Annotated in this window: 15 protein-coding genes, 1 tRNA gene and 1 pseudogene; 10 read left to right on the top strand and 7 right to left on the bottom strand. The window is 59.8% G+C overall.

The genetic code is table 11. The annotated features are described in order from the left end of the window. Positions 1-37: 37 nt before the first annotated feature. Positions 38-1,522, top strand: a complete 1,485-nt coding sequence (locus tag I5W_RS12215; RefSeq protein WP_017449853.1) for a DegQ family serine endoprotease — start codon at positions 38-40, stop codon at positions 1,520-1,522. A 142-nt stretch (positions 1,523-1,664) separates the two neighbouring features. Here the strand turns inward: I5W_RS12215 and kefC are convergent, their stop codons facing one another. Further along, a complete protein-coding gene (gene kefC, locus I5W_RS12210) occupies positions 1,665-3,515 on the bottom strand; it encodes a glutathione-regulated potassium-efflux system protein KefC (RefSeq protein ID WP_044529423.1) in 1,851 nt (616 codons plus the stop codon). A 54-nt stretch (positions 3,516-3,569) separates the two neighbouring features. Then, positions 3,570-4,163: a glutathione-regulated potassium-efflux system oxidoreductase KefF gene (kefF, locus tag I5W_RS12205; protein ID WP_252717002.1), complete on the bottom strand. Its 594-nt coding sequence runs from the start codon at positions 4,161-4,163 to the stop codon at positions 3,570-3,572. Positions 4,164-4,399: 236 nt separating this feature from the next. Here kefF and I5W_RS12200 point away from each other — a divergent pair, with 236 nt between their 5' ends. The 5 genes from I5W_RS12200 (at position 4,400) to I5W_RS12180 (ending at position 7,875) form a co-directional block, all read left to right on the top strand. Next, the gene (locus I5W_RS12200) at positions 4,400-5,572 is read left to right on the top strand and encodes a gamma-glutamyl-gamma-aminobutyrate hydrolase family protein (protein WP_044529421.1); all 1,173 of its coding nucleotides are present in this window, start codon (positions 4,400-4,402) and stop codon (positions 5,570-5,572) included. Positions 5,573-5,798: 226 nt separating this feature from the next. Next, positions 5,799-6,107, top strand: a complete 309-nt coding sequence (locus I5W_RS12195; RefSeq protein ID WP_013236311.1) for a DUF883 family protein — start codon at positions 5,799-5,801, stop codon at positions 6,105-6,107. 11 nt (positions 6,108-6,118) lie between these two features. Then, entirely contained in the window at positions 6,119-6,526 is a 408-nt protein-coding gene (locus tag I5W_RS12190) for a phage holin family protein (RefSeq protein WP_044529420.1), read from the top strand. After that, complete coding sequence (locus tag I5W_RS12185) at positions 6,526-6,975, top strand: hypothetical protein (RefSeq protein WP_017449848.1); 450 nt, start codon at positions 6,526-6,528, stop codon at positions 6,973-6,975. The genes I5W_RS12190 and I5W_RS12185 overlap by 1 nt, the downstream gene beginning before the upstream one ends. A gap of 180 nt (positions 6,976-7,155) precedes the next feature. Continuing rightward, on the top strand, positions 7,156-7,875 hold the full coding sequence (locus I5W_RS12180) for an OmpA family protein (RefSeq protein WP_044529419.1): 720 nt from the start codon (positions 7,156-7,158) through the stop codon (positions 7,873-7,875). Positions 7,876-7,984: 109 nt separating this feature from the next. Here the strand turns inward: I5W_RS12180 and I5W_RS12175 are convergent, their stop codons facing one another. Beyond that, the gene (locus I5W_RS12175; RefSeq protein ID WP_044529418.1) at positions 7,985-8,524 is read right to left on the bottom strand and encodes a c-type cytochrome; all 540 of its coding nucleotides are present in this window, start codon (positions 8,522-8,524) and stop codon (positions 7,985-7,987) included. Between the two features lie 240 nt (positions 8,525-8,764). On the opposite strand from I5W_RS12175, the gene I5W_RS12170 reads away from it, so the two are divergent. From I5W_RS12170 to I5W_RS12155, 3 genes are all read left to right on the top strand, one after another. Then, positions 8,765-8,840: transfer RNA gene (locus I5W_RS12170), tRNA-Arg, on the top strand. Between the two features lie 733 nt (positions 8,841-9,573). Further along, complete coding sequence (locus I5W_RS29080) at positions 9,574-10,938, top strand: DUF726 domain-containing protein (RefSeq protein ID WP_148289096.1); 1,365 nt, start codon at positions 9,574-9,576, stop codon at positions 10,936-10,938. A gap of 66 nt (positions 10,939-11,004) precedes the next feature. After that, complete coding sequence (locus I5W_RS12155) at positions 11,005-11,874, top strand: hypothetical protein (protein ID WP_044529417.1); 870 nt, start codon at positions 11,005-11,007, stop codon at positions 11,872-11,874. Between the two features lie 51 nt (positions 11,875-11,925). Here I5W_RS12155 and I5W_RS29075 read toward each other — a convergent pair. Beyond that, positions 11,926-12,144, bottom strand: a pseudogene (locus I5W_RS29075) (integrase core domain-containing protein); the annotation flags it as partial. A 144-nt stretch (positions 12,145-12,288) separates the two neighbouring features. On the opposite strand from I5W_RS29075, the gene I5W_RS33865 reads away from it, so the two are divergent. Next, positions 12,289-12,423, top strand: a complete 135-nt coding sequence (locus tag I5W_RS33865) for a hypothetical protein (protein ID WP_256380775.1) — start codon at positions 12,289-12,291, stop codon at positions 12,421-12,423. Between the two features lie 57 nt (positions 12,424-12,480). On the opposite strand, the gene I5W_RS12145 is transcribed toward I5W_RS33865, so the two are convergent. The 3 genes from I5W_RS12145 to I5W_RS12135 all read right to left on the bottom strand — a co-directional run. After that, the gene (locus I5W_RS12145) at positions 12,481-13,926 is read right to left on the bottom strand and encodes a PfkB family carbohydrate kinase (protein ID WP_252717001.1); all 1,446 of its coding nucleotides are present in this window, start codon (positions 13,924-13,926) and stop codon (positions 12,481-12,483) included. Positions 13,927-14,043: 117 nt separating this feature from the next. After that, positions 14,044-14,793: an SDR family NAD(P)-dependent oxidoreductase gene (locus tag I5W_RS12140; RefSeq protein ID WP_044529416.1), complete on the bottom strand. Its 750-nt coding sequence runs from the start codon at positions 14,791-14,793 to the stop codon at positions 14,044-14,046. A gap of 1 nt (position 14,794) precedes the next feature. Continuing rightward, positions 14,795-15,667: class I SAM-dependent methyltransferase (locus I5W_RS12135; protein WP_044529415.1), on the bottom strand; the 873-nt coding region annotated here is incomplete at its 5' end.

The raw sequence follows: 15,667 nt of genomic DNA, 5'->3' as shown, positions 1-15,667 counted from the left end.
CCGACTATCGATATCCCGTTCGATCAAGGAGAAAAAGATGAGCCGTCGCATCATTTTTGTTCGTAACACTTTGGCTGTCATGATTGCCGCAGTGGTCGGCGGCAGCTATGTCTATTTTCGCGGTGCCGACCTGCCGTCGGCGCACGCGGCCGCGCTCAACGCCCCGCTGGTGGCGTCCAACTCCGCGCCCACTGCCCCGGCCGGACCGGTGGTGGCGGCGGCGACCGATTTCTCGGGCATCGTGCAGCGCTACGGCCCGGCCGTGGTCAACATCAGCGTCACCGGCAAGGCCCGCAAGGTGGCCGATGACGACGACAACGGCATGGATCCCAACGATCCCTTCTTCGAATTCTTCAAACATTTCGGTCCGCAACTGCAGATGCCGCAGCAGCCGCGCATCATGCATGGCCTCGGTTCCGGTTTCATCATCTCGCCCGATGGCCTGATCCTGACCAACGCCCACGTGGTCGACGGTGCCCAGGAAGTGGTGGTCAAGCTGACCGACCGCCGCGAGTTCAAGGCCAAGGTGCTGGGTATCGACAAGCAGAGTGACATCGCCGTCATCCGCATCGATGCCAAGAACCTGCCGACGGTGCAGATCGGCGATCCTTCCAAGGTCAAGGTCGGCCAGCCGGTACTGGCCATCGGTTCGCCCTACGGCTTCGACAACACGGCCACGGCCGGTATCGTCAGCGCCAAGTCGCGCAGCCTGCCAGACGACAACTATGTGCCCTTCATCCAGACCGACGTGGCGGTCAACCCCGGTAACTCCGGTGGTCCGCTGTTCGATCTGAATGGTCAGGTGATCGGCATCAATTCGCAGATCTATAGCCAGACCGGTGGCTTCCAGGGCCTGTCGTTCTCGATTCCGATCGATGTGGCCATGAAGGTGGAGCAGCAACTGGTCACGCATGGCAAGGTGACCCGTGGTCGCCTGGGTGTCTCGGTGCAGGACTTGAACCAGGCCTTGTCCGAATCCTTCGGGTTGAAGAAGGCCGAAGGTGCGCTCGTCAGCTCGGTGGAAAAGGGCAGCCCGGCAGACAAGGCCGGCCTGGAAGCTGGTGACGTGATCCTGAGTTTCGACGGCCACGCCATCGACCACTCGGTGGACCTGCCCACGCTGGTGGGTGATACGGCACCGGGCAGTACCAAGCCGATGCAAGTCATGCGCGCTGGCAAGGTGCGCACCATCAATGTCACCGTGGGTGAGATGAAGCAGGCCAAGAGTGATGCCAAGACGGGCAAGTCCGATGACCAGGGCCGTCTGGGGCTGGCAGTGCGCCCGCTGAACAAGGATGAACAAGCCCAGTTGGGTGGTCAGAAAGGCTTGCTGGTGGAAGACGCCAGTGGTCCGGCAGCCGTGGCTGGCATCCAGAGCGGCGATGTGATCCTGGCACTCAATGGCACACCCGTGACCAGCGTGGCCCAGTTGCGCAAGCTGGCCAGCGAGGCCGGCAAGAACGTGGCGCTGCTGGTGGAACGTGGTGACGAAAAGATCTTCGTGCCGCTGGCGCTGAATTGAGCTGAATGATCGACGCCTCAGTCCCGTCGAGCAAGGTTTAGCAGTGAGTAGTACCGGTGAGTAGTAAGCAGTGAGTAGTAAGTGGTAAGCAGTAAGCAGTGAGGGATTTGGCCGGATATGCGCAAGCGTGTCCGGCCTTTTTTTATTCTGTCGTCGGTGGTGCAGATGTGGGTGAGGACGGTGGTGGCTCGCCACGCCACTGGTCATGGGCATGATCGCGCTGCATGGCTTCGCGGTCGCCGGCGAACATGGCCTGCAATTCTTCGCGTGCCTGCACCGCCATCGATACCATCTGCGCCTGGTCCTTGTAGTGCGGGTAGAGCGCGGCCAGCGTCTTGAGATTGTGGGCGCGGAATTTCATGGCCGCCTCGCGCGCCCGATAGGCGCCGAAGTCCAGTTGCTGCAAGACCTGGCGCCCCATGTGCAGGGCGCTTTCGAAGGTCTCGCGTTCCAGTATCGTCACGCCACGGTCCATCAGGTCGTAGTAGTGCGTGACATTGCGGGCGCGTGCGGCGATCTGCAGGTGCGGGAATTCCTCGCGTACCTTGTCCACCATCTCCAGCGCGGCTTGCGCATCATCGATGGCGATCACCAGCACGCGGGCCTTGTCAGCTCCGGCCGTGCGCAACAGGTCGATGCGGGTGGCGTCGCCATAGAACACCTTGAAGCCGAACTTGCGCAGGAAATCGATCTGGTCAGGATCGTGATCCAGCACGGTGGCACTGATGTCGTTGGCCGCCAGCAGGCGCCCGATGATCTGGCCGAAGCGGCCGAAGCCGGCGATGATCACGGCATTGTCCTGCGGGCCGATCCGGTCTTCCGGCCGGCGCTTGCCGCCTTCCAGCCAGCGCACCAGCAGGCGGTCATGCACCAGCAACAGCAGCGGCGTGACCAGCATCGACAGGGCCACGACCACCACCAGCAGGGAAGAGATTTCGGGCGTCAAGACCTTGGCTGTGACCGCCGCGCCGAAGACGATGAAGGCGAATTCCCCGCCTTGGGAGAGCAGGAAGGCGAAGAACAATTGCTGCCCGCGCGGGATGCCGAAGCAGCGGCCGAGGAACCACATCACGGTGGTCTTGATGGCCAAAAATCCGATCACCAGCCCGATGATGCGCCACGGCTGCGCCAGGAATACGCCGAAGTCCACCGACATGCCCACGGCAATGAAGAACAATCCCAGCAGCAGGCCCTTGAAGGGTTCCAGGTCGCTTTCCAGGGCGTGGCGATATTCGGAATCGGCCAGCAGCACCCCGGCCAGGAAGGTGCCCAGGGCCATCGACATGCCTACCGATTGCATCAGCAGGCAGGTGGAAATGACCAGCAGCAGCGCGAAGGCGGTGAAGATTTCGCGCATGTCGGTCTTGGCGATGATGCGCAGGATGGGGCGCATCAGTACGCGGCCACCGAAGATCAGCAAGGCAATCACCAGCGCTACCTGGCCCGCATGGAGCCAGCCCTGGCCACTGCCCTGGCTGGCGGCCACGCCCAGTAGCGGTACGGCCGCCATCATCGGGATGGCGGCAATGTCCTGGAACAGCAGGATGGAGAAGCCCGCCGCACCGGCCGGGGTGGCCGTGAGCTTGCGCTCGCCCAGCGTGGCCAGGGCGATGGCGGTGGAGGACAGCGACATGCCCAGCGCGGCAATCAGACCGATGCGCCAGGGTACGCCCGCTGCCAGTGCGGCAGCAAACAGTGTCAGCGAGACCGCGCCGACCTGCACGCTGCCCCAACCGAAGATGGAGCGGCGCAAGGCCCACAGGCGCTTGGGGTCCAGTTCCAGGCCGATCAGGAACAGCAGCAGCACCACGCCGAACTCGGAGAATTCGAGGATGTGCTTGACCTCGGTAATGAGGCCCAGTCCCCACGGCCCGATGACGATGCCGGCCAGCAGGTAGCCCAGCACCGCGCCCAGTCCCAGGCGTTTGGCGATGGGGACTGCCGCGACTGCGGCGAGCAGGTAGACCAGGGCGATCAGCAGTTGTTCATCCATGGCTCAGTCCAGTGGTGAAGGGGAGACGCGCGGCGCGCTGGTGGAAGTCATGCCTCATGCCTGCAAGCCCTCCAGGTAGCGTTGTACGTGGTGCTGGAACTCCACCGGTGGCACATGATGGGCGCCATGCAGGATCAGCGGTTCCACCCAGCTCATGCCGCACAGGCGCGCGGTCTGCTGGTAGGGCGGCAGGAAGTCGGCGAAGGGATGGCCGTGGCGACCGTCGCTACGGTAGGAGGCATCCTCGCCACCGGTGGAGGCCACCAGCCAGAAGCGCTTGCCGTGCAAGGCATGACCGTCGTGGCCGAAGGCCCAGCCGCGCGCCAGCACCCGGTCCAGCCATTCCTTTTGCAGGGCCGGCATGGAGTACCAGTGGATGGGATGCTGCATCACGATCAGCTCGGCCTGGGTGAGCAATTGCTGTTCGTGTTCTACGTCGATATGGAAATCCGGGTAGCGTTCGTAGAGATCGTGGATCTGCACCGCGGGCAGGCGGGCCGCAGCTTGCAGCATCAGGCGATTGGTGCGCGAGAGCTCGGCGGCGGGATGGGCGTAGAGGATCAGGACCTTGGACATGGTGGCGGCACGGGTGATGGTGGTGATGGCGGCGCAGGCCGCCGCACGTCCCGGTGAAATTGCGCGGAACATGCGCGGCATTTGCGTTGTCTGCCTATGCAAGGCAAAGGAGTGTGCCACGAAAGCGTCCTGGCGGCTTGGATGAAACTGCTCGCCATCGAGCTACTTGCATGGCCCTGCGGCGGGTGTCCAAAGCTGGGCAATGCGCTTATACTCAGCCACTCCCTGGGCCCGTCGCGTCATTGTCGAGTTGCGTGCCGACGCTCACACTCGCCGCAGTTCATCCATCCTCTTCACTTATTGCAGCCATGTCCGACATCCAAGATTCCGAAGCCAACCTGCCGCCAGACCGCACCCCGACGAGTACCGCCTCGGGCGCGGCCAAGCCCGTATCGGCCGACGCCTCCGGGGCGCCAGCGGCCTCCCAGAATCCGGTGCAGCCGCAGGCCAGTGCTGACCATGCTGTGACCCCGGTGGTTGCCGCCTCCGCTGCCGCTCCGGTGCAGCCTGGTCCCGGCGCCCAGCCGGCTGCCGAAGCCACCCAGGCACAGGCCCATGCACAGGCCTCCCCTCAGGCACAGCAAAGCCCGTATTCCTCGCTGCCCCCGCCGCCGCATCATGCCGGCGACGCCCCCTGGGCGCAGACCTGGCGCTTCCTCACTGCGCGCTTACGTCAGATGTCTGACAAGGCCGGGCGTCGGGTCATGCAACGCACCCTGAAGATCGGCGTGTCGGCCCGCATCTTCCACCCGGAAAGCGGGGCCAAGGGCTTGCGCAGCAAGACCCTGCAATACCTGGAAGAATCGATTGCGCAATGGGTCATGTCGCGCGACGTGCTGGTGTTCATGATCCCCACCGTCAATACCAATGGCCTGGTCCACCCCAGCAATATCCGTTTGCGCGACTATGCCAAGCATCTCGATGGCCTGGTGCTGCAGGGCGGGGCCGACGTTTCGCCGCAGAGCTATGCGCAGGCCGCCACCCGTCCCGAATGGAGCGGCGACCGCGTGCGCGACATGTATGAACTGGAACTGCTGCACGAATTCATCGAGGCCGGCAAGCCGGTGCTGGGCATCTGCCGCGGCTGCCAACTGATCAACGTGGCCTTCGGTGGTACGCTCTACCAGGACATCGCCACCGATGTGCCCACCGCCATCCCGCACGTCAACGAGCAATACGACAGCAATTACCACGCGCTGCATTTCCCGCAGGGTTCGTCGCTGGCGGGCATGGTCAAGACTGAGAATGCCATGGTCAATTCCATCCACCACCAGGCCGTGCGCGACCTGGGGCGGGACTTGTCGGTGGAGGCGGTGTCGGGCCCGGACCAGATCGTGGAAGCCATCCGCTATCGCAAGGCGCCCTTCGTGATGGGCCTGCAATGGCACCCGGAATTCCACCGCGCCGGCGGCGCCGAACTGCTCGATTGCACGCCCATTCTCGACAGTTTCCTGAGGGCAGCGCGCGAAACCCGCTTCTGATCGGCTGGAACCTAAGGCCGGGAGCGTCATCGAACCCTCTTTGCGCTGGCGCAAGCTAGCTGCAAAGCCCTTGCAGCACGGCTGCATTGCGCTATCCGCCTGGCGGCGGACTCTGTAGAATCAAAAAGTCGTCGCAACGCAGCAAAGACCAGCCAGCGCGCTGGGCTGCGTTCAGGGAGTGGCGACTTGCTTGTCTTTTTCATCATCGGCAAAAAGGAGAATTTAAATGCCCCAATCCCCCGCACTGAAGACCGTTCGCAACGATATGAAGACTCTGGTCAAGGACGCCCAGGCATTGTTCGCCGAAGCCGCCGCTGCCACCGGTGAAAAGGCCGATGAGCTGCGCGCACGCGGCCTGACCCTGCTGGAAGCCGCGGCCGAAGCCGCCCAGAGCGCCCAGGCTGCCGCCATCGAAAAGGGCAAGGAAGTGGCCGCCAAGACCGACGACTACGTCCACGAAAACCCGTGGCGCGCCGTGGCCATCTCGGCCGGCCTGGGCCTGCTGGTGGGCCTGGTCATCGGCCGCAGCAAGTAAGCGCCGCGTCGATGGCGACTTCCCGCAAGCAAGACCAGGCCGCGCCTGCCGCCCACGCCAATCCGGGCTTGACGGCGGGCCTGCTGGGCCTGGCCAAGAACCTGCTGGGCCTGATCATCAGCCGCATCGAGCTGGCCTCGCTGGAGATGTCGGAGATCGGTGCCAACCTGGTTCGATTTGCCGTCATCTTCGTGCTGGCAGCGGTGGCGCTGTGGTTTGCCATCGCCTTCTGGTCGGTGTTGATCGTCATGCTGGCCTGGGATACCTGGGGCTGGAAGATCCTGGCCTTGCTGGGTTTCATCTTCAGCGTGGCCACGGCAGGACTGGTGTGGTACGCCCGCTCGGTACTGCTGCAAGGCAAGCTGTCGCTGCCGCAGACCATGGGTGAGCTGCGCAAGGACCGCGATGCGCTGTTGTGATGGACAATTTCAGTGAGGATCGCATGACAGACCCGGATCACGGCATGACCCACGAGGAACGCAAGCGCAAGGTGCTGGCGCAAGGTGCGCTGTACCGGCTGGGCGTGATGGAAGCGCGCGAAGTGGTGCGCGAGAACCTCAGCGCCGAGTCGCTGGCCAAGGGCGCCTTGAGCCGCGTGGGCCATTTTGCGGTCTCGCTGTTCGGTGGCGGCAAGACGGTGCAGTCGATCAAGTCCATCAGCGCCGGCGGCCTGGGCAGCGTCAATCTGCAGACGGTCATGCCGCTGCTGATGACGGGCGCCTCGCTGCTGTCGCGCCGCTGGTTGCGCAAGCCCATGCTGTTGGGTGGCGTGATGGCGGCGGTGGGTGGGCTGGCGTACTACTTCAGCCAGCGTGGTAACGCGCCGGAAGAGGTGGATATGAAGGAAAATTCGCTGCCCCCCGACTGATGGGGGCTGGCGCGGCCGCCGATGGGATCGTATGAAGTTTTCTGCAAAGGCATCCGGGTTCCGGGTGCCTTTGTTGCATATCGACCAAGCGCGACAGGAACATATTGGCCAGATCGCGTTCTCAAGGACACCGGCCCATGGCCTGGACAACAAGACTGACAAGGCAAGAAAGGACATGACATGAAAAAACTCTCCATTGCAGCGATCGCCGGCGTACTGGCGCTCTCCGGCTGTGCCGACATGAGCCCGACGCAACGCGGCACGGCCACTGGCGCCGGTATCGGTGCCGGTATCGGCGGCATCATCGGTGCGGCCACCGGTGGCGGCGGTGGCGGCCGCGCACTGGGTGGTGCGGCCATCGGCGGCGCCATTGGCGCGGTGGCCGGCAACATCTGGTCCAACCGGATGGAAAACCAGAAGCGCGCCATGGAACAGGCTACCCAAGGCACGGGCGTGCAAGTCACTCAGACCGCCGACAACCGCCTGAAGCTGGAAATCCCCAGCGACATTTCCTTCGATACGGGGCGTGCCGACATCAAGCCGGAAATGCGACCGGTGCTGGACCGCTTCGCCGCCACCTTGGTGGAGAATCCGGCCACCACCGTCACCATCGTGGGCCACACCGACAATACCGGCAGCGATGCGATCAACGACCCGCTGTCGCAAGAGCGTGCCGCCCGCACCCGCGATTACCTGACCTCGCGCGGCGTGGCCGCCAACCGCTTCACCATCATGGGTCGTGGCTCGCATGAACCGCTGGTGCCCAACACCAGCGACGCCAACCGAGCCAAGAACCGTCGCGTGGAAATCTTCGTGGCCGAGCAACAGGCGGCAGCGCCGGCCCAGCAGCCTCCGGGTGGCTATGCGCCGGGCGCTTATCCCCCGCCGCAGCGTTATTGAGTTGCGTGTCGCCAGAAGCCAGGCCAGAGGCCAGAAATGAAAAATCCCCGAATCCGATTCGGGGATTTTTTTGTCCGTGCCAGAACAACCGGCCCAGCAATGGCAGCGATTACTTGGCTGCGGCGTCGGCGGCAGCAGGGGCCTTGGCTTCCGGTTCCTTGAAGGAGGCGCCGGACTGGTTGGCCATGTAGGCCACGGTGCGCTGGATCTCCACATCGTCCAGGTCCGGGTTGCCGCCCTTGGCCGGCATGGCGCGCAGGCCGTTGATGGCGTGCGAGACCAGGGTGTCATAGCCTTGCGCGATGCGCGCCTGCCAGGCAGCAGCGTCGCCCACCTTGGGGGCGCCGGCTAGGCCAGCGCCATGGCAGGTGGCGCAGGTGGTCTTGTAGACTTCTTCACCGGAGAGCAGTTGCTTGGGACCGGCGGCATCACGGAAGGTGAAGCCTTCGTCGGAGACGGGTTTGATGCGGGCCGCGATCATCTCGGGCGTCTGGCTATCGGAGCCGGCCCCGGTTTTCTGGCCATTGGTCACGTACTGCACCAGCAGCACGATGCACACGATGGGGACCATAAAACCTGCGACCACGGCTGCGATCAATTGTTTGGGAGTCCTGATTGCTGACTCGTGTTCATGCTGAGCTGAGCTCATTGGCGTCCCTCCGTAATGATTCCTCGAAATTGGGGCGGAAAACGTCGGTTCCCTTTGTATCGCCTTATCGCCTGGCATTGCGTGGACTAGGATCAGGCAGGGCTTTCATTGCGCTCTCTCGCCGAACTCTTGATTATAGTCACAATGCTTTCCGTTTGACACGGAAAAACCGCCGCCACCATGGACGTCCCGCTGGAAAGACGGTATCCTTCAGGCCTTTCCGGGGTTCTCCCCATCAGCGCGGCTGTAGCTCAGTGGATAGAGTATTGGCCTCCGAAGCCAAGGGTCGTGGGTTCGATCCCCGCCAGCCGCGCCACTTCTTATCGACTTCCTTACTCCATCTGAAAAGTGAAGCATAAATTTGCCATTTGGCAGCGTTATGTTTCCTATTCACTGCGGCAAAAATAGGCTTGCACGCCCAAAGCGGATGGAAGTAGCCGAGCGGCCCTTCTCTACCAATCCAGCGCCACGCCAGATACAAAATTGTAAAAACAGCAACGCATTCTGCTGGGAAACAGTATGGGGGCGTTGTGAGATGGATACTTTGCGCGATATCAATTCCTGACCATGGTGTGATCTTTTGTTCTTCATTTCTCTATGGGAAGCCAATAAACGCCCTCATGGCCGTCATTTTCACAGGGAACTCGGACCAAGCGAGGATGCTGATATCTACCTAGGTCGCAATGCTAAAGCGGCGTTAAACGCTCTCCCTATCGTTCTTGAGAAGCTAAAACCGGACCGAAATTGCGGGCAGTGTGGGGATGCCCCCACACAGGCTTATTCGCTGCTACACGTTCAATCCTCAACATGGTCCTGGCAATTCGACTTAATTTTCAATCATAATAATGACGCTTAACCAAGACTCAATATGAGTAAATAGGGGCCTGGGGAATCACAAGACGCAAAGTGATACAAGGGAACTTAAGCTCAATACAAGCGATACGGTTTCGAATTCCGAAAGTGCCTTGAATTGGGTCTCATCAACGGTTGCGAAAAGATGGGCCTCACGGGGCGCGAGGGATGCTTGATAGATAAGAAGCAGAATAAATATGACCAGCTTGGATAATCGCTATTGCTCCTGGTGTTATAAAAAAACGCACCACTTTCTTTCTGAGAGAAATGTTATTAGTCGCAATGTCTACGAATGTGGAACTTGTTGCGATCGTTCGATTGAATGTCGTGTGCCGGGTTGTCAGAACATGGCGCGTAGCTCTTCGGAAAGCAGCGATCATCTATGTGCCGAACATAACGGTGCCATTGCTGCGTTCGAGTCTTTGAATGTCAAATTGAATGACATCAACGAATATAAAAAGATATTCGAACGTCGTTCTATCAACGTCGCGAGAGCTGCCAAGATTGGGGTGGGCGTCGCTGGTGGCATTGCTGTCTTCACCCCAGCCGTATTGGCAGCAGGGCCAGCGCTGGCAAGTGCTTTGGGCAGCGCGGGTCTACTTGGTGCTGCTGGAACCGGGACTGCGATTAGTAGCCTTTCGGGCGCGGCGTTGACCAGTGCATCATTGGCTGCGATTGGTGGAGGAACGATGGCTGGAGGGACCATTATTGTCTCGGCGGCCGGGGCTGCCTTGGGTGCTTATCAAGGTGCAGTGGTGAGCAACAGTTATTTTGGCCAGGTAGGGCATTTCGATATTAGTCGGATCCAATATGGGAACAAGCACGCCATCATTGTCTTAAATGGTTTTCTATCTCAGGGCGAGAGTAACGTTGACGATTGGAGAGAGCAGCTTCAGATGGTTTTCCCCAAAAATAGTTGGTATCACACTGATTGGGAGGCCCATGCATTACGCAAGCTAGGGCAGCTTGTCGCTATTGCACCGAAGGCAGCAGGTCTTGAGTTTGCCAAAGGTTTAGCCAAGCAGGCGTTGAAGACGGCAGGAAAGAAAATAGCGCCGTTTTCTATTCTCAACAGCTTGACGGATCTAGTGGCAAATCCCTGGCACCGGACCATGGTAAAAGCCCAAATGACCGGGGTCATGCTGGCTGATGCGATCGCTCGGACACCCGGTTGGAAGTTTACCTTGGCAGGTCACTCACTTGGCGCTCGGGCGGTGTATTTTACGTTGAAGGCTCTCGCGACTCAGGACAAGCCACGCATCGAAAATGTCTATCTCCTGGGTGGGGCGGTTGGTGGAGGCGAGAAAGATGATGAAGGTTGGGAGCAGGCGGCGCGAGCAGTAAAGGGAAAGATATACAACTGTCACTCTAGCGAAGACACCGTACTTCGATATCTATATCAGGGTGCTAATGGCTTGCAGAGCAAGCCGATTGGGTATTGGCCGATACATCTGGAGCACGACAAGATCTTCAATTTCGACTGTACCGAGCTAGTGTCGGGGCATCTCCAGTGGAAGTCTCAATTCGCCGAGATTGTGAAGCAGCTGAAACCCTACAAATAGAGCGGCTGCAATTATTGCATGGCATAGCAGCCTACTGGTTGTTAATGAATGTAGGAACGGAAGAATATGACCACTCCCTCGGTAATGCGTAAAGATGACTTTGAGCGTGATGATTTTGATGAGATGTGTCTCTTCACTGGCGCGCCAGTCAAGAAAACCAAAAACGGTGAGCACGTAATTCCTCGTTGGTTGATCGACGATTACGAACTCAACTATCGGAACATTGAAATGGGGTGGCCGGAAAGTCTGGCCGTGATAAAAGAGTTTCGCACGCGAGCTGATCTGACGGCCAACGGCGCATTCGGCGTACTGGAGAATCGCGTCAAGCAAGGGCAGGCGTCGCTGGATGAACTCCATCTTTGGCAAAAGAAGATCTCCGTGGGGATGATGCTCTGTCACTGGCGTATGGCTCAGAACAAGCACCATCCAAAAGCTCCAGGAGACTTTGATACTCGCCACTTGGTCTTTACACTCGAGGACTTCAGAAACGATTTCAAGAGGTTTTCCAGTGAAGAACCGGTGCCTCGTGAGGGTTCCACACTGGTATTGCCAACCAGCCTTCCGGGCGGATGGTTCGCACACGTGTTTGGATCCACGGTTTGCGAAGGTGAAGTTCACGACGCATTGATGCCCTCAGGCATGGTCGCTGTCACGCACCAAGACCAACTCATCATTTCGGTGTTCTATGACCCAGAGCATGAGTTCGAAAGCTCCCGTCTGGTGCAACAGTGGAGTGAAGTAAAACTCGATGTATGTGCAGATGCCTCTCGGGTAGCAGCAGCTTTAGCTGTTGCCTATTCGGATTTCCTTTTTAAGGCAAGATGCGAGACCTTTGGCATTCGCGGAGAGGGGCAAAACCTGCTCTTACAGGGCATCGGATACCAGTTAGGGCTGGACATTGATCCAGTAACACACCAGTACCGGCGGCGACGTTAGTCAGAACATCTGGGTTGATGGTGATGGTCCCCTACCTACTCTTGGTGAAGTAAAGTAGTCCATGGTCAGGCATTCGTGACGGAATTTGCCGTCGAAGCTTTCTGTTGTCCCATTCTGCCAGGGCTGGCCCGGATCAACCAGGGCGCATTCTATCCCTTGTCCCTTCACCCATTTAAGCAAGGCAGCACTGAAAAATTCCGGGCCGTTGTCACTGAGCAGATAGCGTGTGGCGCCGCGTACACTGATCAACCTGGAGAGCATCTCGATGACCGTCATCTGGGCGACGTAAGAACGCCGACGCTGATCGTTCATGCTGCCCAAGACGATGTAGCCAGCCGCAAAAGTGCCGATCTGGTAGAGGCAAAGATTGGTGCTCAGTGCCGCAAGAAAGTCATTCTGCAGAATAGTTACCACATGATTACGCTTGATAACGATAAGGAAATCGTTGCTCGCGAAATCGTCGACTTTCTGGCCGTCCAGCGCTTCAAGGCCGATGTACGCCCAAGTCAGGTATCGACGGTACCGAGATTACGGGTCATGGCCGGCTGACAAGATCCAGCGCTGATAGGGTATAAGGTGCACGCCAAAGCCTTATCACCCGATGCTTCAAAGCTGGTCAGCCAACTCCTGCATCAGATCACTTGCCGACAAAGGAATATTGCCGACGCGACTGACCTGGCAGGCAGCGGCAATCGATCCCAGATACATGCTCTGCCAGATGTCTGCGCCCACCGTCATGGCCATCGAGGTGCAGGTGAGGAAGCTGTCGCCGGCACCGGCGGTGTCCTTGGGCGAACTGTTGAAGGCCGGCAAGCGGTCGGTGAGCCAAGCCAACTCGCCTTCCGACTGGGCGTGCGCCAGGATACCTTCCGCTCCCAGGGTCAGGATGATGTTTTCTGCCTGCGAACGTTGGCGCAGTTTCTCGGCCAGGACGACCAGACCGGAACTGTAGTCCCGCACGGCCAATCGTGCTTCGCGTTCGGTTGGGGTGAGCAGCATGGCACCCTTGAAGCGGGAGACATCGCCCATCTGCGACGATGACTGGCTGTCGGCGACAAAGGGAATCCCGCGTTCGGTGCAGGCAGCAACCAGTTGGTCCACCACCACCTGTGGCAGACAGCCGTAATTGAAATCGGAAAAAATCACCAGGTCGCAGGCATCCAGCTTGGCCTTGACCGCATCGACGAAGCGTTGGGCCAGACGCTGTTCAATGTCGTGCTGGCGCAGGTGACTCACGCGCAGCAGGGTTTTGCCGGCAGCGCGGAAGCGTTGCTTGAGCGTAGTCGGGCGACTCTCATCCTCGAAGATGGTGGCCGTGACTTTATATTCGCTGAGTTTTTCGCGAGCGAAGTCGGCGGCGGCATCCTTGCCTGCTACCGAGAAGTAATTGACCTGCGCCCCGAGCGTGCGGGCATGTGAGGCCACGATACCGGCGCCGCCGATGAAACGTTCCTGCAGAATCGGGGTAACCACCAGGGTCGGATCTTCCTGCGACATGCCCAGCGCTTCGCAACTGACATATTCATCCACGATCAGGTCGCCCAGCACCGCCACCCGCAGGCCTTTGAATTTTTCCATGGTCTGGCGCAAATCCTTCATCGTCAACGCATGACGTTCAGGATAATCGCGCGGCAACACGATGGAAGACAGGTTGGGCTCCAGGATGTCGCGCTTGAGCAGATCAATCGAGGAAAAGCGCATCTCGCCGGAACTGAACATGAGCTTGCCGCCATATTCATCCACGGCAGCTTGTTCCGGATTGAATCGGGTTTCATGTTCGTCACCCTTGACCACGATGCTGGGTTTGAGCGCACGAATGATCTCTTCGGGCGACGAGGTCATCACGAAGGCATGATCGACGAAACTGATTGCGGTAATGCCGTCAAAACGTAGTTGGGCCGGAAGCAGAGCACCGGGAACATGGTCGCCCGCTACGCCGACGACCAGAAAATCACCGCACTCGGAGGCGAACTTGAGCAAGCGCAAGTGGCCGGGGTGCACGGTGTTGAAGTTGCCCGCGACGAAGACGATGCGCGCGTCCTTGCCTGCCAAGGCCCTGGCCTTATTGATTTCTGCGATGTCAGTGGTAGACGAACTGTCCAATTGATCCTCCGATGCCTTGCCTCATCCGGTCCATTGCCGGGCGGCTTCTGTGTGCTGATGCTGCTGTCAGTGTTGAGGGAAATCCCTGATGATCGATTCATGGCTGCGCAAGGTCAGGCCGCCATCGACCACGATGTTCTGGCCGGTGATATAGCTACTCTGCGCCCCGGTCAGGAACAGGATGGCGTTGATGATGTCTTGCGAGGAGCCAGCACGACGTAACGGTATGAAGTGTTCGAAGCGGTCCGTGATCCAGCTGTTCTGGCGGTAATACTCCTGGGCTGCTTCCTTGATGACCACGCAGGGCGACACGACATTGACACGCAACCCCAGCGGCCCCAACTGCAAGGCATAAAAGCGAGCCAGTTGTACCAGTCCGGCCTTGCTGACGTGATAGCCCAGATCCTGCTCAGGGGCGATGTAGTGGTCCGCAATCGAACTGACCATGACGATGCCATTGCCTTGCACGCTACCGCTGAAATGCTTCTGTGCAACCAGATGGTCAATGGTGGCGCGGGTGGCTGTGAGTGCCACTGCCAGGTCGGTTTCGAAGGCATCGTCACGGGCCCGGTGGCGCTGCATGAAGACGGCACTATCGATCTTGCCCTGGCCGGCTACGCACGCGTCCAGAACTGTATGCAAGGCGACGGTATCGGTCACATCCACCGGCAGCCATGTCAGCAGCGGTGACGGCGGCAGTGCGCAAGCGCTGCGCGCCAGCACCGAGACGCGCTGCCCGTCTGCCAGCAGGTGTTCTACCAATGCCAGGCCGGTCCCTTTGCTGCCGCCGACGACCAGGTAATGTGATTCACCCATTTCAGACGATTCTGAAGGTGGGGACGGGCACGATGAAATGCCCTCCCTGGTCGAGGTAAGCCTGATGTTTCTGGATGAAAGGATCGGCGAAACGCCATGCCAGCACCAGCACGTAATCTGGCTTGCGCTCATAGATCGCTGAGGACGGCAGCACCGGCAGATGCCAGCCAGGGCTATATCGTCCCTGCTTGGCCTGGTTGTCATCGACCAGATAGTCGAGGTATTGCCCCAGCTCGAAATGGTAGATCAGCGTGGTGCCGGTGATGGAGGCGCCGAAGCCCGCCACGGTCTTGTTCTCGGCCTTGGCCTGGCGCAGGAAGGAGAGGGTCTGCTGCTTCAAGCTGTCGATCTTGGCCGCGTAGGCAACATAAGTTTCCTTGCGGTAGATGCCCTTGCTTTGTTCCTCATCCAGCAACTGCTGAACCGAGCCGTCTTTTTGTATCGGGCCATTGGGGCGCTGGACGAAATAGCGTAGCGAACCACCCTTGGTGGCCACGCGTTCGATGGCGGTCAGTTCCAGCCCGACCCGTTCGAACAGCGCCTGGATGGGGCGCACCGAGAACGATGACAGGTGTTCGTGATAGAGGAAATCGAACACCATGTTCTCGATCAGGTCGGCCAGGTAATAGCTCTCGAAGATGAATACCCCATCCTCGGCCAGCAAGGTGTTGATGCCGTCGACCCAGGAGCCCAGATCATCGATATTGGCAAACACATTGTTGGCCGTGATCACGCGTGCCGGTCCCTGCGAGGCCAGGATCTCCTTGGCCAGATCACGTTCGAAGAACTTGCCGATGGTCGGGATGCCGCTGGCCGTGGCTTGTTGCGCGATATGCGCGGCAAATTCCACCCCCAGCACATCCATGCCCAGTGC

Origin of the sequence: Herbaspirillum sp. B65 (genome assembly GCF_000333555.1) — a bacterium.
Taxonomy (GTDB): Bacteria; Pseudomonadota; Gammaproteobacteria; order Burkholderiales; family Burkholderiaceae_D; genus Herbaspirillum; species Herbaspirillum rubrisubalbicans.
This window is presented reverse-complemented; position numbering and strand designations above follow the sequence as displayed.

Coding starts and splice junctions, on each gene's coding strand:
- kefC (WP_044529423.1), bottom strand. CDS start 3,515: ATGGATGAACAACTGCTGATCGCCCTGGTCTACCTGCTCGCCGCAGTC.
- I5W_RS12200 (WP_044529421.1), top strand. CDS start 4,400: ATGTCCGACATCCAAGATTCCGAAGCCAACCTGCCGCCAGACCGCACC.
- I5W_RS12155 (WP_044529417.1), top strand. CDS start 11,005: ATGACCACTCCCTCGGTAATGCGTAAAGATGACTTTGAGCGTGATGAT.
- kefF (WP_252717002.1), bottom strand. CDS start 4,163: ATGTTCCGCGCAATTTCACCGGGACGTGCGGCGGCCTGCGCCGCCATC.
- I5W_RS12180 (WP_044529419.1), top strand. CDS start 7,156: ATGAAAAAACTCTCCATTGCAGCGATCGCCGGCGTACTGGCGCTCTCC.
- I5W_RS12215 (WP_017449853.1), top strand. CDS start 38: ATGAGCCGTCGCATCATTTTTGTTCGTAACACTTTGGCTGTCATGATT.
- I5W_RS29080 (WP_148289096.1), top strand. CDS start 9,574: ATGACCAGCTTGGATAATCGCTATTGCTCCTGGTGTTATAAAAAAACG.
- I5W_RS12195 (WP_013236311.1), top strand. CDS start 5,799: ATGCCCCAATCCCCCGCACTGAAGACCGTTCGCAACGATATGAAGACT.
- I5W_RS12175 (WP_044529418.1), bottom strand. CDS start 8,524: ATGAGCTCAGCTCAGCATGAACACGAGTCAGCAATCAGGACTCCCAAA.
- I5W_RS12185 (WP_017449848.1), top strand. CDS start 6,526: ATGGACAATTTCAGTGAGGATCGCATGACAGACCCGGATCACGGCATG.
- I5W_RS33865 (WP_256380775.1), top strand. CDS start 12,289: ATGATTACGCTTGATAACGATAAGGAAATCGTTGCTCGCGAAATCGTC.
- I5W_RS12140 (WP_044529416.1), bottom strand. CDS start 14,793: ATGGGTGAATCACATTACCTGGTCGTCGGCGGCAGCAAAGGGACCGGC.
- I5W_RS12190 (WP_044529420.1), top strand. CDS start 6,119: ATGGCGACTTCCCGCAAGCAAGACCAGGCCGCGCCTGCCGCCCACGCC.